The following is a 19,961-nucleotide window of genomic DNA, read 5'->3' as shown; positions in this document are numbered from 1 at the left end:
CGGCAGGGATGCCGGTTTAGCCGCCCCGCGCCATGGATGGCGCGTGGCGGCGGCCCCCCAAATCCATGTCGGATTACGGGCATGCCGAGCCTAGGCGAGGCACCGAGTGTTGGGGCAAGAGCCCTTTTGGTTACTTTTGGGGCTCTTTTCCAAAAGTGACCCGCCGTAAGGGCGGAACCATAAGCCGCCGTTACCCAAATAACGGATATGTACGCAGCCCACCCCAAACAGCACATACATCCAATTCCCCCACCACCCCGACCGGCAAACTCCCCCCATCGCTCAACTCTCCAGGGGGAATCCAACACCATGGACCCAACACCCAAAACCAGCCCCGACGAAGTCGTCACCCTAGTCGTCAAACACCTCATCAAACCCGGCCACGAAGCCAATTACGAAGCCTGGCTACGCCGCATCGTGCGCATCGCCGGCGAACGCCCCGGCCACCTCGGCGTCGACGTCGTACGCAGCAAACAAAACAACCTCGCACTGTTCACCTGCGTCCTGCGCTACCGCTCCACCGACGCCCTGGAACGCTGGCTCGACTCCCCCGAACGCAACGAATTGATCGCCGAAGCCGCCCCCATGCTCGCCGACGGCGACAACACCGAAATCGGCGCCGTCAACGAATTCTGGTTCAACCCCGAAACCGAACACGCCGCCAAGCCCCCGCGCTGGAAGCAAGCCGTGGTCACCCTGTTCGTGATCCTGCCGCTGACCCTGCTGATCCCAATCATCTGGGGCCCAATCCTGCGCCTGCATCCCTTCCTCTCCAACTACGTGGTCGCCACCTTCCTGATCACCCTGACCATCGTCCTGCTGGTGGTCTACCTGCTGATGCCGGCCGCCACACGCCTGTTCGCTCCCTGGCTCGAAGCCTCTGTAAAGGAAACCCTATGAACGCCGACCTGATTCTGTTCAATGGCCAGTTCCACACCGTGGACCGTGAAAACCCGCGCGCCACCGCCGTCGCCATCCACCAGGGCCGTTTTGTTGCCGTCGGCACCGACGGTGAAGCCATGGCCCTGCGCGGCAGTGGCACCCAGGTCATCGACCTCAAGGGCCGCACCGTGATCCCCGGCCTCAACGACTCCCACTTGCACCTGATCCGTGGCGGCTTGAACTACAACCTCGAACTGCGCTGGGAAGGTGTGCCGTCCCTGGCCGATGCGTTGCGCATGCTCAAGGACCAGGCCGACCGCACGCCGACGCCACAGTGGGTGCGCGTAGTTGGTGGCTGGAACGAATTCCAGTTCGCCGAAAAACGCATGCCCACCCTCGAAGAATTGAACCAGGCCGCGCCGGACACGCCCGTGTTCGTGCTGCACCTGTACGACCGCGCCTTGCTCAACCGTGCCGCCCTGCGCGTGGCCGGCTATACCAAGGACACGCCGAACCCACCGGGCGGCGAGATCGTGCGTGACAGCCACGGCAACCCCACCGGCATGCTGGTGGCGCGTCCCAACGCGATGATCCTGTATTCGACCCTCGCCAAAGGCCCGAAACTGCCACTGGAATACCAGGTGAACTCGACCCGCCAATTCATGCGTGAGCTCAACCGCCTTGGCCTGACTAGCGCCATCGATGCCGGCGGTGGTTTCCAGAACTACCCCGATGACTATGCGGTGATCGAGCAACTGGCCAAGGATGAACAGTTGACGGTGCGCATCGCCTACAACCTGTTCACCCAGAAGCCCAAGGAAGAACTCAGCGACTTCAAGAACTGGACCGGCAGCGTCACCCTGCACCAGGGCGATGACTACCTGCGCCACAACGGCGCTGGCGAGATGCTGGTGTTCTCCGCCGCCGACTTCGAAGACTTCCTCGAGCCGCGCCCGGACCTGCCGCTGACCATGGAACAGGAGCTGGAACCGGTGGTGCGCCACCTCGTGGAGCAGCGCTGGCCATTCCGCCTGCATGCCACGTATGACGAGTCCATCTCGCGCATGCTCGACGTGTTCGAGAAGGTCAACCGCGACATTCCGTTCAATGGCCTGCCGTGGTTTTTCGACCATGCGGAAACCATCACGCCGAAAAACATCGAACGCGTGCGTGCCCTTGGCGGCGGCATTGCGATCCAGGACCGCATGGCGTTCCAGGGCGAATACTTTGTCGAGCGCTACGGCGCCAAGGCGGCCGAAGCCACGCCGCCGATCAAGCGCATGCTGGCCGAGGGCGTGCCGGTCGGGGCGGGCACCGACGCCACGCGGGTGTCGAGCTACAACCCGTGGACCTCGCTGTACTGGATGGTCAGCGGCCGCACCGTCGGCGGCCTGGAGCTGCACGCCGAAGGCTTGCCGCGCCTCACCGCGCTGGAACTGTTCACCCACGGCAGCGCCTGGTTCTCGTCCGAGCAGGGCAAGAAAGGCCAGATCAAGGTCGGCCAATTGGCGGACGTTGCCGCACTGTCGGCGGACTTTTTCAGTGTCGATGAAGAAGCCATCAAGTGGATCGAATCGGTGCTCACCGTGGTCGGCGGCAAGGTGGTCTACGGCGCCGGCGACTTTGAAGACTACGCACCACTGCGTGTGCCGGTGCTGCCGGACTGGTCGCCGGTGGTCAAGGTGCCGGGTCACTGGCGCCCAAGCTCGCCGTTGCAGGCGCAAGTCCACCAGTGCAGCGGCCCCTGCGGCGTGCATTCCCACAGCCACGAAAAGGCGCGGCTTTCCAGCGTGCCGGTCAGCGACTTCCAGGGTTTCTGGGGTGCGTTTGGCTGTTCCTGCTTTGCTTTCTGATTTCCCATCCCCCGTAAGGAGTTGAACCATGGCTAGCCCACGCTTGAACAAAGATGACGCGGTTGTACTGTTGGTCGATCACCAGACTGGCCTGATCTCCCTGGTCCAGGATTTTTCCCCCAACGAATTCAAGAACAACGTCCTGGCCCTGGCTGATGTGGCGAAGTTCTTCAACCTGCCGACCATCCTCACCACCAGCTTTGAAAGCGGCCCCAACGGCCCGCTGGTGCCGGAGCTGAAAGAGCTGTTCCCGGACGCGCCGTACATTGCCCGCCCTGGCCAGATCAACGCCTGGGACAACGAAGATTTCGTCAAGGCCGTCAAGGCGACCGGCCGCAAGCAGATCATCATTGCCGGTGTCGTGACCGATGTGTGCGTGGCGTTCCCGACCCTGTGTGCGCTGGAGGAAGGCTTTGAAGTGTTCGTGGTTACCGATGCGTCGGGCACCTTCAACGAAACCGTGCAACAGGCCGCCTGGGCGCGCATGACCGCCGCCGGTGCACAGCTGGTCAACTGGTTCGCCGTGGCCTGTGAACTGCAACGCGACTGGCGCAACGACATGGAAGGCCTGGCCAACCTGCTGTCGCCGCGTATTCCCAACTACCGCAACCTGATGAACAGCTACTCGGCGTTCAACAAGTAAGCGATTCTGCATCACACCGCTGAACCCTGTGGGAGCTGGCTTGCCTGCGATAGCGGTGTACCAGCTGACAGTAATGTTGGCTGATACACCGCTATCGCAGGCAAGCCAGCTCCCACATTTTGATTTGTAGCGTTGCGACTATCCGGTTATAAAGCCATCAAATGTCCACCGAGAAGCGACAATGAACCCCTTTGAAGACATGCGCCTGTTCTGCCAGGTCATGGAGTCCGGCAGTTTCACCGCCGCCGCCGAACAGCTGGGCCTGTCCAAGCAGTTCGTCAGCCGCCGCCTGATCCAGCTGGAAGACCGCCTCGGCGTGCGTCTGCTCAACCGTTCCACCCGCCGCCTGGACGTCACGCCACTGGGCCAGAGTTACTACGAATCCGCCCTGCGCCTGCTCGGTGAAGTCGAGCAAGTGGAGCAGGGCATCGCCGGGCAGAACAGCGAGCCGCGCGGCACCATTCGCCTCAGCGCGCCGTTGTCGTTTGCCATGGCCCACCTGGGTTGCCTGTTGCCGCTGTTTTTGCAGCGCCATCCGCAAGTGTCGGTGGAGGTCGATCTCAGCGACCGTCCCGTGGACTTGATCGGCGAAGGCTACGACCTGGTCTTGCGCATCGGCACCCTGGAAGACTCCACCCTGATCGCCCGCCGCATCGCCAGCATTCCCCGGGTGTATTGCGCCAGCCCCGACTACCTGGCGCTGCGCGGTACGCCGCAAAAACCCGATGACCTCGCCGAACACGACTGCTTGCCCTACGGCCATGGCCGCCAGGTGCAATGGCGCTTCAAAGGCAAGGTGCAGGCGCTGAATGTGAGCGGGCGGATGCGCGTGAACAACGGCGATCTGTTGCGCGACACCGCCATCGCCGGTTTGGGCGTGACCTATCTGCCGACCTTTATCGTCGGCGACGCGCTGAAGGACGGACGCCTGGTCAGTGTGCTGGACGAATTCGCCCCCGAAGACCTGACCCTGTCGGCGGTGTACCCGCAGCACCGGCAAAGCTCACGGCCGGTGCAGGCGCTGGTGGAATTCCTGCGCGAACGCCTGGCTAGCGGCTGTTGAACAGCTGACGGATCAGGTTGGGTGTGCTGCCGGTCCAGCGTTTGAACGCGCGACGAAAGTTCGCCGCGTCGTTGAAGTTCAGGTACGCCGCCACTTCCTCATTGCTGTAGCCCTTGACCTGATACAGGTGCAACGCCACCTGCTTGCGCACCCGGTCCACTTGCTGCTGAAACCCGGTGTCGTGTTTGTGCAACTTGCGCTTGAGGGTCGCCGGGCTCATGGCGAACGCCTGCGCTGCCTGTTCCAGGCTCGGCGGTTGGCGCACCAGGTCGCGCAGGTAGTCGTCGAGGCAATCGAGAAAACTGCCGGCAAAGCCCAACTGTTCGATCTGCTCACGGGCCTGCTGGCGCGCGACCTGTCCAGCCGTGACGGACGCACCCGGCCACGCGCGTGTGAGGTATTCGCGGGGGATGCAGAGCATGTCCAGCGGGCGTTCGAAGCGCGTGTCTTCGCCTAGGTGCACCCAGTACTGCTCGACATAACGCGGCTCGGCATGGCTGAAACTGGCCACCCACGGCAGGCGTTCGCCGCTGAGCCATTGGCTCATGGCAACCAGCGAGGTCATGCTGGCTTCCAGCAAGAAGCGCCAGTGTTCGCCAGCGCCGCACGTGTCCAGCCAATACAGGTAGGCGTGGTGCTCATCCAACTCCAGTTGCAGGGTGACCAGCGGGCTGAGCAGCACTTGCTGCTGGATCAGGATGTCCAGTGCCTGATGCAGGTTCTGCGCGTGGCCCAAGGCATGGCTGGCTGCGCCGTAATAACCGGGCAACAAGCGCTGGCCGAACAGGAAGCTGCTGTCGTCGGCGTCCAGCAGTTTGCGGCTGTTGCCGATCAGGCCGAGGAACTGCTGCGGGCTCAGCCGTGCCGTGCCCGCGAGGATGTCCTCGTGAAACAACCCGGTGCCACGCAGCAGGCGATGGCTGTCGATGTCCCGCGACAAGGCCAGGTCGATCAGGGTAGCGGGTTGGTAATGCCCCGGGATGAAGCGGCTGTCGGCTTCATACCAGTCTGTTTTCACCGCCATCTCAGGCGCTTTTCGCAAGCGGTTGCTTGGCGCGGGCCAGGGCCAGGTTCAGGCGCTTGAGCAAATCCTGCGGCGCTTCGGCCAGGGCCATGACCACGGCGGTGGTCGCGGCCAGTTGCAGGCGTTCGCCTTGCAGCCGGGTCTTGTGGGCGAGGGCGCGCACGGTCTGTTGCAGCTCCAGCGCGAGCACCTGGGCCTGGCGCTCTCCGGTGTTGGGCAGCAGCACCACGAAGCGGTCGCCGGCCAGGCGGCAGAGCAAGTCCTGGCGGCGCAGGTTCAGCAACAGCACATGGCTGAGGGCCTGCAACACCGCATCGCCTTCGGCATGCCCGAAGGCCTGGTTGATGGCGGCGAAGTTGTCCAGGTCCAGGGCCAGCAACGACAGCGGTTGCTGCTGCTCCTGGCTGTCACGCAGGCTGTCGGCGAGCTGGCGCTTGAGGTAGTCGGCGCCGGCCAGGGGCGTGAGTTTGTCGAACAGGCGATGCTCGCGGAACAGACGCTCGCGTTTCTCCATCTGCGCGCTGATCGCCAGTTGTTCGCGGTGCCAGTGGTAGATGCCGATGGTCAGCAGAATCATGCCCACCGGCATCGGCCCGGATTCGAGCCAGTGGTCCCAGGTGATGCTGTCGGGCAGGCGGATGAACTCGTCGAGGCTGTCGATCCACCACGAGAAAAAGATGCACGACAGGCCCAGCGCCAGGTAGTTGGTGACGCGCCCGGCGGGGCGGCTTTTCAGCACCAGGCCGAGCCACACCAGGGCGAGCAGGGCGGAGCCGCCTTCGCCGAAGATGTCCAGCCACACCCATTCGCTGAAGCTTTTCAACTCGCCACAGGCCAGGTGCAGGATCAGCCCGAGGTTGGCGGCGATCAGCAGCAGGGAGAGTTTCCAGCGGTGGGGTTTGAGCACGGAGAACATGGCCGGCGTCCTTGGGGTAATTCAGTCGTGGGCGCCAGCACAGCAGATGGTTGTGACAGTTGCGTGACGGGGTGGGTGGGTCGAATCAGCTCATGTCCTAAGCACCATTCACTGGCAAACACAGATCAAATGTGGGAGCTGGCTTGCCTGCGATGCAGACACCTCGGTCTTTCAGTAACACCCGGGTGATGCTATCGCAGGCAAGCCAGCTCCCACACAAGCCAGCTCCCACAGTTCGAATTGAGGTCATTTCAGCTCATTTGTGCGCTTGGCCGCTCTCAAAACCCCGGTTTACGCGGCTCACAGCCAACCCCTGTCACAGAACCGTCATCCCCCACCCCTAGCTTGCCCTCCCAGTTGCCGGGCCTCTTGCCTGGCGCCAACGGATTCTTGGGGAGGATTGCATGTACAAGCGCACCGGGCTCGTCGGCTTCACGCTTACCGCCTTGGCCCTGGCCATGGCCAGCGAGCGGATCAACGCAGCGGAAGCGGCCACCACCGAGCACGTCGAAGTGGTCGGCCAGGCCGCCGCGATCGATTCGGCGTTGAAAGAACAGCGCACCGCCGACAGCATCAAGAGCGTGGTGCACGCCGACGGCGTCGCCCAGTTGCCGGATGAGAACGTCGCCGAAGCGGTGCAGCGCCTGCCGGGTGTCAGCGTCGAGCGCGACCAGGGCGAAGGGCGCTTTGTCAGCGTGCGTGGCCTGGGCCCGGACCTCAACAGTGTGACCATCAACGGCACCCTCGTGCCCGCCCCGGAAAGCGCACGCCGCGCCGTGGCCCTCGATGTGCTGCCCGCGGAACTGGTGCAATCGTTGTCGGTGATCAAGACCCTCACCCCGGACATGGACGCCAACTCCCTCGGCGGCACGGTCGATGTGCAAAGCCTCTCGGCCTTCGACCACAAAGGCCTGTTCTACACCGGCAGCAGCGAAGCCAGCTACGACAAGAACACCCACCAGACCAGCCCGAAATTCTCCGGCGCCGCCAGCAACCGTTTCAGCCTGGGCGACGGCATCGACAACTTCGGCGTGGCCGCCGCACTCAGCTGGCAGAAGCGTGACTTCGGCTCGGACAACGTCGAAACCGGCGGCGCCTGGGACTTCAGCGACGGCGCCAAACTCAACGAATTCGAACAGCGCGACTACGACATCAGCCGCGAACGCGCCGGTGGCGGCCTGAACTTCGACTACAAGCCCGATGACCTCAGCAGCTACTACCTGCGCACCCTCTACAGCCGCTACAAGGACACCGAGACCCGCAACTCCACCAGCATCGAATTTTCGGACCCGCTGGCAGCGGGCGAACTGGGGGATGCCGAAGGCAAGCGCAAGCTGAAAAACCGCGAAGAAACCCAGGAAATCCAGTCCTACGTGTTCGGTGGCGAGCGCATGCTCGGCCTGTGGACCTTGAGCGGCCAGGCCGGCTACAGCCAGTCCAGCGAAGACAGCCCGGCGCACATCGCCGGCGCGACCTTTGACGGCGGCGACTTCGCCAACAGCGGTTTCTACGACAAGGACAAACCGCGCCCGATCATCGGCAGCGGCTTCTACGATGCGAGCAACTTCACCCTCGACAAGGTCGATTGGGAAAAACAGAACACCAAGGACACCGAGAAAAACCTGCGCCTGGACCTGGCCCGCGACTATGACCTGAGCGGCTACGCGTCGCAGTTCAAGTTCGGCGGCAAGGTCAGCCGCCGCCACAAGAGCAACGACCTGGAAGCCTGGGTCTACAAGGATTTTGACGACCTGGGCTTCACTGACGAACAGCTCAACCTCACCCAGTTCCAGAAGGGCAATGTGGATTATCGCCTGGGTAACTACGGCCCCGGCATCAGTCCCAGCAGCATCAAGCAGTTGATCGGTGGCCTCAACGCGGCGGACTTCTATGACGAGACCGAATCGCGGGTCAACGACTTCACCATCCGCGAAGACATCAACGCCGGCTACCTGATGAACACCATCGATATCGACGACTGGCGCTTCATTGCCGGCCTGCGCTACGAAGGCACCGAGTTCGAAGCCAAGGGCACTGGCGCCACCGATGGCGTGTTCACCGCCACCGACACCAAGCGCCGCTATCACCACTGGCTGCCGGGCCTGCATGCACGCTACCAGATCGACAAGAACACCCAAGTTCGCGCGGCCTGGACCAAATCCGTGGTGCGCCCGACCTTCGGCCAACTGGCGCTGGGTTTTGTGATCGACGATGACGAAGCCACCTTCGGCAATCCAGACCTCAAGCCATTGGAATCGAGCAACCTGGACCTTGGCATCGAGCACTTCATGGGCCGCGCCGGCACCGTCTCGGCGTTCGTGTTCTACAAAGACATCAAGAACTTCGTCTACAACACCGACCTCGCCGGCACCGGCGCCTGGACCAACTTCTCCGAGGCCCACACCTACGCCAACGGCGACAGCGCCAAGCTGTATGGCCTGGAACTGGCCTACTCGCAGAAGTTCGACTGGCTGCCGGCGCCGTGGAATGGTTTGCTGGTGGGCGCCAACACCACCTTCAGCCGCTCCAGCGCCGATATCGAAGGCTTTGACAGCACCAGCGGCGGCAACCGCAAACGCAACATCAGCCTGCCGAACCAGTCGGACACGGTCGGCAACCTGATGCTCGGCTGGGAAGACGACAAGCTCAGCCTGCGCCTGTCTGCCAACTACAAGTCGGCCTACCTGTATGAGCTGGCGTCAATCAATGACAAGGCCCATGACCTGCATGTGGATGCGCAGACTTTTGTGGATTTCAGCGCGCGTTATTCGCTGACCAAGAACCTGCAAGTGAGCTTTGAGGCGCAGAACCTGACGGATGAGTCGTACTTCGTCTACACCGGCCATCGCAGCTACAACGGGCAGTACGAAGAGTACGGCCCCACTTACAAAGTAGGCCTGACCTTCACCCACTTCTAAGCACCAACACCGATTCAAATGTGGGAGCTGGCTTGCCTGCGATACCGGTGGGTCAGCTGCATCATTGCTAGCTGATACACCGCCATCGCAGGCAAGCCAGCTCCCACAGTTGATCTTCACTGTATTTGAAGGATTTACCCGTACATGAGAATTTCGAAGCTGTACCTGCTGATGGTTCTGGCAACCAGCGGTCACGCATTTGCCGCCGATTTGGCCCTGACGCCTTGGGCTCCAAGCCTCAACGCCGAGGCCGTGACGATCTTGAACACCAACGCACGCCTCGCCGCCAGCACCCGCGACGGCCTGCAACTGCTTGACGCCAAGGGCGCCGAGCTGGCGCGCTTCAACGGCAATTTCAGCAGCCTCGACACCCGCGCGGCCGGCACCCAGACCCTGGTGGCCAGCCTCGACAACGATCGCCAACAAGCCCTGCTGATCAGCCTCGACGCCACCGCCAAGACCTTCGGCAAACCGCTCTACCTGCCAACCCGCGACTACGCCGTGAACGGCCTGTGCCTGTACCGCGATTCGGCGGCCAACCTGTTTGTGTTCCTGGTGGGTGAAGAAGGCAAGGGTGAACAGTGGCTGGTGGGCAAGGGCGCCACGCTGTTGAACGAACCCCAGCGCGTACGCGGTCTGCCGCTGCCGCCGTCGGCGCAGTTCTGCCAGGTGGATGACGCGGCCAATCGCTTGGTGGTCAACGAAGAAAACGTCGGCTGGTGGGCCTACCCGGCGCACCCTGAAGCCGATGTGAAGCGCACGCCGGTGGCGGTGTTCGACACGCCCAAGCGCGAAGCCGGGGCCATGGCGCTGGTGCCGGGTGGTGTGGTGGCGCTTGATCCGAAGAGCGCCCAACTGCATCTGTTCCAGCAAACCGGTGAGCGTTGGGTCGAGCAATCGAGCCTGAACCTGCCGGGCCTCAAGGAGCCGGAGCAGCTCAGCATCAACGGCCAGCAACTGCTGGTGCGCGATGACGACACGGGCAAGCTCTACCAGGGCACGCTCAACTGGCAGGCCACGCCGGTGCCGGCCGACACGGTGATCCCGGAAGTCGCCGCCGTGCGCCAGACCGATCCCGTCGGCCGCCAAGGCGATGCCGCGGATGATCCGGCGATCTGGATTCACCCCGAGCAACCGGCCAAAAGCCGTGTACTCGGCACCAACAAAAAGCAGGGCCTGCTGGCCTACGACCTCGACGGCAAGCTGTTGCAGGAGCTGGCAGTCGGGCGCCTGAACAACGTCGACGTGCGTCCCAACTTCAAGCTGGGTACGCAAACCGTTGACCTCGCGGTCGCCAGTAACCGCGACCACAACAGCCTGAGCCTGTTCAGCATCGACCGTAACACCGGGGAGCTGCGCGAAGCCGGTGAAGTGCCGACGCCGCTCAAGGCGATCTATGGCATCTGCCTGTTCCAGCCCGCCAGCGGTGAAATCTATGCCATCGCCAACGACAAGGACGGCACCTTCCTGCAATACCGCCTGAGTGCGCCTGATGGCCGTGCGCAGGGCGAGCTGGTGCGCCAGTTCAAGGTTGATAGCCAGCCCGAAGGCTGCGTCGCCGATGACCAGCGTCAGCGCCTGTTCATTGGTGAAGAAGACGTCGGCGTGTGGGCCGTGGATGCGCGGGCCGATCAGCCGGCCAAGCTTACCAGCGTGATCAAGGTCGGCCCGCAGCTGCATGCGGATGTTGAAGGCCTGGCGTTGTACCAGAGCGACAAGCGCGATTACCTGGTGATCTCCAGCCAGGGCAATGACAGCTATCTGGTGGTGGATGCCGAGCCACCGTTTGCCACCCACGGCGCGTTCCGTGTCGGCCTCAACGCGGCTGCTGGCATTGACGGCGCCTCGGAAACCGACGGCCTGGAAGTCACTGCAATCAACCTCGGCGGACCGTGGAGCCAAGGCATGCTGGTGGTGCAGGACGGGCGCAAGCGCATGCCCGAGCAGGCCCAGAACTTCAAGTTCGTGCCCTGGGCCGAAGTGACCCGCACGCTGAAATTGCCCTGACGCGTCATCACCCGGTCATCACTTTTTATTCGAATAGGAGTTCACCATGCACGCGACGATGGAACATATGACGATCTGGGGATTGATCAGCGACGCCAGCCTGTTGGTCAAGGCGGTGATGGTCACGCTGCTGCTGGCTTCCTTGCTCAGTTGGTACTTGATCATCCAACGCGGCGCGGTGCTGCGCCGCCTGGAGCGCCAGTTGAATGGATTTGTGCAGCGCTTCCGTGCAGCACCCGACTTGCAGCCGTTGTACCGCGACACCGTGCAGGCGGGTGAGGGCGGCATTGCGCCGATCTTTATCGCCGGGGTGCAGGAATATCAGCACCTGCACAGCCATGATCCGGCCGTGCTCGAAGGCGTCGAGCGCGCCTTGCAGGTGGCGATTACCGAGCAGGAAATCGAATTGGAAAAGGGCCTGCAATTCCTCGCCACCGTGGGCTCGGTCAGCCCCTATATCGGCTTGTTCGGCACCGTGTGGGGCATCATGAATTCCTTTATCGGCTTGTCCCAGGTGCAGCAGGCCACGCTGTCCACCGTTGCACCGGGCATTGCCGAGGCGTTGATCGCCACCGCCATTGGTTTGTTTGCGGCGATTCCGGCAGTGATCGCCTACAACCGTTTTGCCGCCCGTGGCCAGACCTTGCTCACCCGCTATTACGCCTTCGGCAATGAACTGCAAGTGCGCCTGCACCGCACGCTGCGTGGCACGCCGATCAACCTGGCCGTGGCCGCCTGATTAAGGAAACCTCCCATGTTAACCAGGCCGCAACGCAAGCACGGGCCCAAGGCCGAGATGAACGTGGTGCCCTATATCGACGTGATGCTGGTGCTGCTGGTGATCTTTATGGTCACCGCGCCGATGCTGACCCAGGGCGTGAAGATCGAACTGCCCAAGGTCGCCGCCGAGGCGTTGGCCACCGACACGCGTCAGCAGATCCTCACGCTGTCGGTGCAAGCCGACGGCGGTTACTACTGGAACCTCGGCGGCGAACTCGACACCCAACACCAGACCGACAGCGCCGTGAGCCTGGAGGAAATGGGCGCCAAGGTCATGCAGGTGGTGGCAGCGCGCAGCGACACCCAGGTGTTTATCCGCGCCGACGACAACGCCGGCTACGGTCGCGTGGTCGCGGCCATGGCGGTGTTGCAGAAGGGTGGTGTCAGCAACCTGGGGCTGGTGACCGAGGCCCCGCAATGACGGCGATGATCATGCACAGTCCACAGCTCTCAATCGCGCCCAGGGACAGCGCCGGATTTTGGCGCAACAGCTTCGCCGCCAGCCTCGCGGTGGCGTTGCACGTCGGTGTGTTGGCCGTGCTGATGCTGGGCTGGTCGACGGAAAAACCCGTGGTGGAGGCGCCACGGGTGATGCACACCCAGTTGGTCATGCTGCCGCCCGCGCCAGTGCCGGTGCCTGAACCGGTGGCCGTCGCAGCACCACCACAGGAGCCGGTCGTCGTGCCTGTGCCGCCCAAACCCGTGGTCGATCCGCAGATCCAGGCGCAAAAACTCGAGAAAGCCGCCTTGGCACGCAAGCGGGTCGAGGAGAAGAAAGTCGAGCAACAACAGGAGCGCCTGGCCACCGAACAGCGCAACCGTGACCTGGAACAGCAGCGGTTGAGCCAGGAACGCCTGGCCGCCGAACGCGCACGCCCGGCTGCGCCAGCGCCGGCCCCGGCGTTTGACAGCCGCCAGTACCAACCCTTGAGCAAGGAAGCGCCGGACTATCCCGAGCGCGCCCTGGACAAGAACATCGAGGGCGATTGCTCGGTGGAGTACACCGTGAACATTCAGGGCCGCGTGGAAAACCCCAAAGTGCTGGACGGTTGCCACCCGCTGTTCATGCGCCCGTCACTGGCCGCCGCCAACACCTTCCGCTACCAGCCACGCATCGTTGAAGGCAAGGCCGTCGCCGTACCGGCGGTGCGCAATACCTTCCACTACCGCATCAAATAAACCGCTCAAAGGTCGTAGCGCACCGACAGCAACAGGGTGCGCGGATCGTTGACCGAGTAGTAACGCGCGCCGCTGGACGGCACGTAGCCCACCGATTGCGGATAGGCGCGATCCAGCAGGTTTTTCACCGCCAGGGTGGTGGTCCAGTGGCCGTCGCCACTGATGTAGCGGGTGTTGGCGTTCCAGAAGGTTTGCTGCGGCACTTCCTGGATATCGTCGTTCAGCGCATTGGCATAGGACTTGGTCTGGAACTGCGCATCGGTGCCGGCCAACCAAGTGCCGGGCAGCCCGGCCGGGATGGTGTAGTTCATGCCGACGCTGGCGTTCCAGCGCGGCGAGAACACCAGTTGCTTGCCATTGGCATCCACTCCCGCACCGCTGGCGTTCTGGAAGTCGTCGTACTGGCTTTGCAGGTAGCCGAGGTTGGCGGTCAACTGCAAGTCGCGGCTCAGGGCGGTGAGGGTTTCCAGCTCCACGCCATAGGTGTGCGCCTGGCCGACGTTGGTGCGCAGGCTCACGCCCAGCGCCGGGTCGTAGGCGTTGGTTTGCAGGTCCTTGTAGTCGTTGTAGAACAGCGCGACGTTGGCGCGCAGGCGCTGGTCGAAGAAGTCACCCTTGAAGCCGGTTTCCCAAGTGGTCACGTCCTCCGGCGAAAACGCCTGCTCGGCGGCGGCGCGGGTCGGCGCGCGGTTGTCGTAGCCGCCGGCCTTGAAGCCCTTGGCCACGTAGGCGTATTGGTTCAGGTGCGGCGTCCAGGCGTATTCGAAGCCGATTTTCGGGCTGGTGGACTGCCAGGACTTGCTCGACTCGGCGGCAAAGTTGGTGCCGGTGATCTGCCGGTCGGTGTTGATCGCGTAGTTGGTGAACTCGAAATTCTTGTGCTCGCGGGTAAAGCGCAGGCCGGCGATCAGCGACAGTTGCGGCGTGATCTTGTAGGTGCCCTGGCCATACAGCGCATAGCTTTCGGTGTTGGTGGTGCTGTATTGGCCTTGGCCGATCACGCGGTTGCGCGCGATGGAGTAGGTGAGGTTGTCGCGGTCGGCGTCGAAGCGTTCGCGGTACAGGTACAGGCCGGTGCTGAAACTGAAGTCGTCGTAGTCGCCGTTGAGCTGGAACTCCTGGGTGGCGTAGTTCTGCTTGTAGAGGATCAGGTTGTTCTGGATCAGCGCGGCCTGGCCGGAGTTGTCGTAATCCACCGGCTGGTTGAAGGACGACCAGGCGGTGACCAACTTGACGTTCAGGTGATCGTTGATCGCGTAGATCGCCCGCAGCACCGAGGAACCTTGGTCCAGGCGGTTTTTCGGGTCGAGGCTGCTGTAGCTCTTGAACTTGTCGAAATGGCCGTTGGCATCGAACGGCGAATAACTGGTGGTATCGCCGCGATCAAAGGTGCCGGCCAGGGTCAACTGCACATCCCACGGTGAATCCTCGGGCTTGTAGCGCAGCTTGCCGCGATAGGACTGGATATCCACGTTGTTCACGTCCTTGCCGCGTGTCGGGTTGGACACGGTGCCGTCGCGCGTCAGGCGAATCGCCGAGAAACTGCCAAACAGCGCGTTGTCCACCAGCGGGCCGCTGATCAGGAAGCGTCCGTTCTGCGCGTTGTAATTGCCCGCGCCGAGTTCGACGAAGCTTCGGGTTTCCTGGTTCGGGTCACGGGTGATGACGCGAATCGCGCCGGCGCTGCTGTTGCGCCCGTACAGCGTGCCCTGGGGGCCGCGCAGCACTTCGACGCGTTCGACGTCGTTGAAGTCCAGCATCGAAGAAATGGCGCGGGGGATGTACAGGTCGTCGGCATACACCGCCACGGCCGCTTCCTGGATCGGGTCGGTTTCGCCGATGCCACGGATGCCGTAGGTCTGCGCACTGTAGGAGATCGACTGGCGGCTGAGGGTCAGGTTCGGCACCTGCCCGGAGAGGTCGCGCACGCTGCGGATCTGTTTGTCTTCGAGGGTCTTTTCATCGAAGGCGGAAATCGCCAGCGGGGTTTTTTGCAGGTCTTCGCTGCGGTGCTCGGCGGTGACATTCACCACCGGCAGGGCGGCGTCGTCGGCATGGGTATAGGCACTGAACAAGGCGAGCGAGACGGCGAGGGTGAGGCGGTTGGGCGCGGCGATATGGCTCATGGTGGACCCCTGAGAGAGTGGTGGTTGGCAAGGCCTCCACCTGGTCAGGGGTCGGTGCTGGGGGTAACAATATGGATATGAAAGGCGTTCGTAAAAGTCCGTTTTGTTATATGTTAATTATTAATAATATGCATTTTGTTGGTGCATAAAATGCCATTTGATAATCATATTTCCAGCCATGCAAATATCTCATGTGGGAGCTGGCTTGCCTGCGATAGCGGTGCATCAGCTTGCACATCCTCGGCTGATAGACCGCTATCGCAGGCAAGCCAGCTCCCACATTTATTGGGTTGTGTCAGGTGTTGGCGAGGTTGTTCAGCTCGCCTCCGCTCAGAAACCGCTGTAGGTTCGCCAAGAACGCATCCGCAATCTCATTACGACTATTCGTCGAAATCGCCGACGTATGCGGCGACAACCTCACCCTTGGATGCGTATACAACGGATGCCCATCCGGCAACGGCTCCGGTTCCGTTACATCCAGCGAGGCCAACCCAACCTGCCCGTTATCCAGGGCCTCCAGCAACGCCTCCTGATCCAGCAAACCACCGCGCGCAATGTTGATCAGATGCAGCCCCGGCTTGGCGCTGCCCAGCACGTCGCGGTTGATCAGGTTGCGTGTAGCCTCGGTCAACGGCGCTGCCACCACCAGGTGGTCCGCGCGGGCGAAAAGGTCGTGGATATCCTTCGCGGCTTCCACGCCCGCACTGAACGGCGCCGAGCTTTGGCGCAGCGCCACGACGTTGATGCCTAGCGCCAAGGCCTTGTGCGCCAGGCTCTCGCCAATCGCACCAAAGCCGAGGATGCCCAGCGTGGTGCCCTTGAGCGGACGCAGTGGGGTGAAATTCCACTGCGAGTCCTTCACCCAGATATCCGGCAAATGCTTGGACGCGGCAAAGATCGCCGCCAATGCGAACTCGGCAAGGTTGTCGGCCGCGCTGCCGCGTGAGGTGGTCACCGGCGGCCCATTGAATAGCCACTGCGGGTAGAAATCGATGCCCGACGACACCAGGTGCACCCATTGTGCGCCGTACGGCCAGCCCGGTGGCGGGGTATCCGGGGCGGTGTAGCCGCGCACGTTGATCGGGCGCAGCAGGAGGATATTGGCCTGGGCTGGCAGGTCGCTGGGGACGCCGACCGGCACGCCGATTACCTGGGCTTCGGGGTGGATCGCTTTGAGGCGTTCGCGGATCACCTCGTTGAAATCTTCGTCCAGCTGGCTGGCGATAATCACCTGACTCATGTGCGTTCCTTTTGGCGTTGGGCGAAGACGGCTTTGCCGACGCCTTGCAACACGGCGTCGTCCTGCGGGGTGTGCACGCGGCTGCACAGCACGTCGCGGTAATGCCGTTGCAATGGGTTGAGGCGCGACAGGCCTGGGTTGCCCGAGGCCTCAATGGCGAGTTCTACGGCGCGGATCGCGTTGTTGGTCACCAGGTACTTCAACTGCGCGGCATTGGCGGCCGGGGTGTGGCCTTCGGCGGCGGCGTCCAGCAGGCTGCGGTTGGCAAACAGCAGGGTGTCGATATGGCCGACGGTTTCCTGGAAGCGCGGCAAGGTCGCCAGCGCGGCACCGAGGTTGGACGGCGCGCGTTCTTCCAGCCAGTTCACCAGCCAGTCCCGCGCGGCGTGGGCCACGGCGTCGTACACCGAGGACAGCAACACCGACATCCACAGGAAACCCTCGCCATCCAGCTCCGGCGACGGCGCGCTCCACGGGCTCACACTGACGGCGTGGTCCAGGGGCACCAGCACGTTGTCGAGCACCACCTCATGGCTGCACGTGGCGCGCATGCCGAGGTGATCCCAGGTGTCGATGATGGTGATGCCGGGGCTGTCCTTGGGTACCAGCCAGGCACCCACCAACGGGTCGGTGTCGTCGCTGCGGCCCCACACGCTGAACCACGTCAGGCCGTGGCTGCCGGTGGAGTAGATCTTGCGCCCGCTGATGCGCCAGCCTTCGGCGGTGCGCACGGCGGTCGTCGCCGGCAGGCCGCCCCGGGCCGGGGTGCCAAGGTCGGGTTCGACGCGCAGGGCGTTGATCAGTGCTCCGTTGCGCACCGCGTCTTCGGCCACTTGGGTACGCAAATGCGCGGGCCAGGTTTTGCTGTCTTGCAGGCGCGTGTGTTGCAGGTACTGCATCACCAGGATCAGCGCGGTGGAGGGTTCGCCCTTGGCAATCGCACTGATCGCCTTGCGCGCCTGGGGCAGGCTGGCACCGCCGCCGCCGAGGGATTTGGGCACGGTGAGGGCGACGAGGCCGTGTTCGTGGAGCAACTTGAAATTGGCGTGGGGGAAGGCGCCGCTTTCGTCGTAGAGGTGGGCGGTGCTGGCCAAGTCGGCGCTGAGACGTTCGAGCAATGCTTCGAAATTGGCGACTTCCACGGAGCGCAGGGATGGTTGGGTCATGAGAATGTACTCGGTCAAAAAATGTGGGAGCTGGCTTGCCTGCGATAGCGGTGTATCAGCTGGCACATGTGTGACAGATACGCCGCCATCGCAGGCAAGCCAGCTCCCACAGGGGATATCGGGGTGGGTCAGATAGCGAGGCGTACGGGCTGCTCGCCCAGTAAGCGCTCGACTGCCTGCAACACCGGCTCAGCCTCCGTGCGCACCAACCAATCCGGGCTCACCTGCACAAACGCCACCGTGCCGTCCTTGGCAATCACCACCACCGTCGGTTGCGGCAACTCCCACGTGCCGGTGCCGGTGGTCTCGCCAATGCTGTTGCCCTTGGCCAGCGCGGCGTTGCGCGAGGCCTCGTCAAAGCTGTAGAGAATCCCCAGGCGCCGGCCCAGGTTGTTGTCCTGGTCGCTGGCCACCAGCAATTGCAGGTTGTGGCGGGTCTTGATCTCCACCAGGCGCTCAGGCACTTGCGGACTCACGGCCACCAACGGCACGCCAAGTTCGCGCAGGCGCGGGTAGAGCTGGCGCTCGTAATAGGGCAGGGCGATGTTGCACGCCGGGCAGCCGGCAAAGCGGAAGAACACCAGCACCGCCGGGCCGTCGGCCAGCAGCAGCTCGCGGTTGAGTTCGCCGCCTTCGACGTTGAGCAGGGTAAACGGGTCCAGCTCGTCGCCGACCTGCACATAGTCGTCCGGCTTGGCCTCATCCAACAGGCGTTGGCGCTGGTCGATATTGACCTGCAACGACTCCGCTGCCCAGGTCGCTACACGCTCGGCGTGCAGGTCCGCCAGTTGGCGGTTGAGGGATTCGCTCATGCCAGCGCCTCCTGCTGTTCTTCTACCTCGGCGGTGACGCTGTAACGGTTGGCCGGCACATCGAGGCCAAGGTTGTCGCGCAGGGTGTGGCCGCTGTATTCACTGCGGAACAGGCCGCGCTGTTGCAGCACCGGCACCACCAGTTCGGTGAAGTATTGCAGGCCGTCCGGCAACACCGAGTTGACGATAAAACCGTCGCTGGCACCGGTTTCGAACCAGGTCTGGATCGCGTCGGCGACTTGCTCCGGGGTGCCGACGAAGTCACGTTTGGGTCGTGAGAAACGCAAGGCCACTTCGCGCAGGGTCAGGCCTTCGTCCTTGGCCAGTTGCTTGATGCGGTCGGACCCGCCTTTCTGGCTGTTGGAGCCGAGGTCGCCGAGTTCCGGGAACGGCGCGTCCAGCGGGTATTTGCTGAAGTCATGGTCGTTGAACGGGCGGCCGAGGGCGACGATGGCGTCTTCGACGGTGACCAGGTCCACGGCTTGCTGATAGCGGCTTTCCACTTCGGCGGCATCGCGGCCGACAATCGGGCGGATGCCCGGCAGGATCGACAGGCTGTCGGGGTCACGGCCAAAGCCCTTGGCGCGACGTTTCAGGTCCTGGGAATAGGCCAGGCCTTCCTCGATGCTCTCCACATGCACAAAGATCGCATCGGAGTTTTCGGCGGCAAAGTTGCGTCCATCTTCAGAGGTGCCGGCCTGGAAAATCACCGGCTGGCCCTGACGCGAACGGGCGATGTTCAACGGGCCTTTGACCGAGAAAAACTCGCCCTTGTGGTTCAGCGCGTGCAGCTTGCTCGGGGTGAAAAACTCGCCGCTCTGTTTGTCGTAGGCAAAGGCGTCGTCTTCCCAGGAATCCCACAGACCCTGGACCGCGTTCACGTGTTCCTTGGCGATGCGGTAGCGCACCGCGTGTGGCGGGTGCTCGGCCTTGCCGAAGTTGTCGGCGGTGCCGCTCAGCCACGAGGTGACCACGTTCCAGCCGGCGCGGCCGCCGCTGATATGGTCCAGGGACGAGAACTGGCGCGCCACCTGGTAGGGCTCGGTATAGCTGACGGTCACGGTGGCCACCAGGCCGATATTCGTGGTGATCGCGGCGAGTGCCGAGAGGATGGTCAGCGGCTCGAAACGGTTGAGGTAGTGCGGGCTGGATTTGGCGTGGATATGCAGGCTGTCGGCGATGAACACGAAGTCGAACTTGGCCGCTTCGGCCAGTTCAGTCTGCTGCTTGTAGAAGCCGAAATTCGTGCTGGCATTCGGTTGGGCGTTTGGATGGCGCCATTCGCCCCAGCCGTGACCGACACCGTGAACCATGGCACCGAGTTTCAATTGACGTGGCTTGCTCATGTTCTG

Annotated in this window: 16 protein-coding genes; 9 read left to right on the top strand and 7 right to left on the bottom strand. The window is 63.1% G+C overall.

The window, feature by feature from the left end; genetic code table 11:
* Positions 1 to 309: 309 nt before the first annotated feature.
* From J1G37_RS27890 to J1G37_RS27875, 4 genes are all read left to right on the top strand, one after another.
* Entirely contained in the window at positions 310 to 900 is a 591-nt protein-coding gene (locus J1G37_RS27890; protein WP_207046902.1) for an antibiotic biosynthesis monooxygenase, read from the top strand.
* Positions 897 to 2,735, top strand: coding sequence for an amidohydrolase (locus J1G37_RS27885; protein ID WP_207046900.1), 1,839 nt, complete (start codon positions 897 to 899; stop codon positions 2,733 to 2,735). Before J1G37_RS27890 ends, J1G37_RS27885 begins: the two co-directional genes overlap by 4 nt.
* Before the next feature lie 28 nt (positions 2,736 to 2,763).
* Positions 2,764 to 3,378, top strand: a complete 615-nt coding sequence (gene ycaC, locus J1G37_RS27880; RefSeq protein WP_105699740.1) for an isochorismate family cysteine hydrolase YcaC — start codon at positions 2,764 to 2,766, stop codon at positions 3,376 to 3,378.
* 181 nt (positions 3,379 to 3,559) lie between these two features.
* Positions 3,560 to 4,441: a LysR family transcriptional regulator gene (locus J1G37_RS27875; protein WP_207046898.1), complete on the top strand. Its 882-nt coding sequence runs from the start codon at positions 3,560 to 3,562 to the stop codon at positions 4,439 to 4,441.
* Here the strand turns inward: J1G37_RS27875 and J1G37_RS27870 are convergent.
* Together J1G37_RS27870 and J1G37_RS27865 are read right to left on the bottom strand one after the other, a co-directional pair.
* Positions 4,428 to 5,465 carry an AraC family transcriptional regulator gene (locus J1G37_RS27870; protein ID WP_207046896.1) on the bottom strand — a complete coding sequence of 346 codons (1,038 nt, stop codon included), beginning with the start codon at positions 5,463 to 5,465 and terminating at the stop codon, positions 4,428 to 4,430. The two genes, J1G37_RS27875 and J1G37_RS27870, sit on opposite strands and share 14 nt — an antisense overlap.
* A gap of 1 nt (position 5,466) precedes the next feature.
* A complete protein-coding gene (locus tag J1G37_RS27865; protein ID WP_207046895.1) occupies positions 5,467 to 6,381 on the bottom strand; it encodes a GGDEF domain-containing protein in 915 nt (304 codons plus the stop codon).
* 404 nt (positions 6,382 to 6,785) lie between these two features.
* On the opposite strand from J1G37_RS27865, the gene J1G37_RS27860 reads away from it, so the two are divergent.
* From J1G37_RS27860 to J1G37_RS27840, 5 genes are all read left to right on the top strand, one after another.
* Positions 6,786 to 9,299, top strand: coding sequence for a TonB-dependent receptor (locus J1G37_RS27860; protein WP_207046893.1), 2,514 nt, complete (start codon positions 6,786 to 6,788; stop codon positions 9,297 to 9,299).
* 144 nt (positions 9,300 to 9,443) lie between these two features.
* Positions 9,444 to 11,306, top strand: a complete 1,863-nt coding sequence (locus tag J1G37_RS27855) for a phytase (RefSeq protein ID WP_207046892.1) — start codon at positions 9,444 to 9,446, stop codon at positions 11,304 to 11,306.
* A 46-nt stretch (positions 11,307 to 11,352) separates the two neighbouring features.
* On the top strand, positions 11,353 to 12,045 hold the full coding sequence (tolQ, locus tag J1G37_RS27850; protein WP_207046891.1) for a protein TolQ: 693 nt from the start codon (positions 11,353 to 11,355) through the stop codon (positions 12,043 to 12,045).
* A 15-nt stretch (positions 12,046 to 12,060) separates the two neighbouring features.
* A complete protein-coding gene (gene tolR, locus J1G37_RS27845) occupies positions 12,061 to 12,507 on the top strand; it encodes a protein TolR (RefSeq protein WP_207046889.1) in 447 nt (148 codons plus the stop codon).
* Complete coding sequence (locus tag J1G37_RS27840) at positions 12,504 to 13,265, top strand: energy transducer TonB (protein ID WP_207046887.1); 762 nt, start codon at positions 12,504 to 12,506, stop codon at positions 13,263 to 13,265. Before tolR ends, J1G37_RS27840 begins: the two co-directional genes overlap by 4 nt.
* 5 nt (positions 13,266 to 13,270) lie before the next feature.
* Here the strand turns inward: J1G37_RS27840 and J1G37_RS27835 are convergent, their stop codons facing one another.
* The 5 genes from J1G37_RS27835 to J1G37_RS27815 form a co-directional block, all read right to left on the bottom strand.
* Positions 13,271 to 15,391 (bottom strand): TonB-dependent receptor, encoded by a 2,121-nt coding sequence (locus tag J1G37_RS27835; protein ID WP_207046885.1) that lies wholly within the window; start codon positions 15,389 to 15,391, stop codon positions 13,271 to 13,273.
* 295 nt (positions 15,392 to 15,686) lie between these two features.
* Positions 15,687 to 16,631: a D-isomer specific 2-hydroxyacid dehydrogenase family protein gene (locus J1G37_RS27830; RefSeq protein WP_207046883.1), complete on the bottom strand. Its 945-nt coding sequence runs from the start codon at positions 16,629 to 16,631 to the stop codon at positions 15,687 to 15,689.
* Positions 16,628 to 17,797, bottom strand: coding sequence for an acyl-CoA dehydrogenase family protein (locus tag J1G37_RS27825; RefSeq protein ID WP_207046881.1), 1,170 nt, complete (start codon positions 17,795 to 17,797; stop codon positions 16,628 to 16,630). The genes J1G37_RS27830 and J1G37_RS27825 overlap by 4 nt, the downstream gene beginning before the upstream one ends.
* A gap of 128 nt (positions 17,798 to 17,925) precedes the next feature.
* Positions 17,926 to 18,609: a peroxiredoxin-like family protein gene (locus tag J1G37_RS27820; protein WP_207046879.1), complete on the bottom strand. Its 684-nt coding sequence runs from the start codon at positions 18,607 to 18,609 to the stop codon at positions 17,926 to 17,928.
* Positions 18,606 to 19,955 carry an LLM class flavin-dependent oxidoreductase gene (locus J1G37_RS27815; protein ID WP_207046877.1) on the bottom strand — a complete coding sequence of 450 codons (1,350 nt, stop codon included), beginning with the start codon at positions 19,953 to 19,955 and terminating at the stop codon, positions 18,606 to 18,608. The genes J1G37_RS27820 and J1G37_RS27815 overlap by 4 nt, the downstream gene beginning before the upstream one ends.
* Positions 19,956 to 19,961 lie beyond the last annotated feature (6 nt).

Source organism: Pseudomonas sp. Marseille-Q1929 (assembly GCF_017316265.1).
Classification (GTDB): domain Bacteria; phylum Pseudomonadota; class Gammaproteobacteria; order Pseudomonadales; family Pseudomonadaceae; genus Aquipseudomonas.
This window is presented reverse-complemented; position numbering and strand designations above follow the sequence as displayed.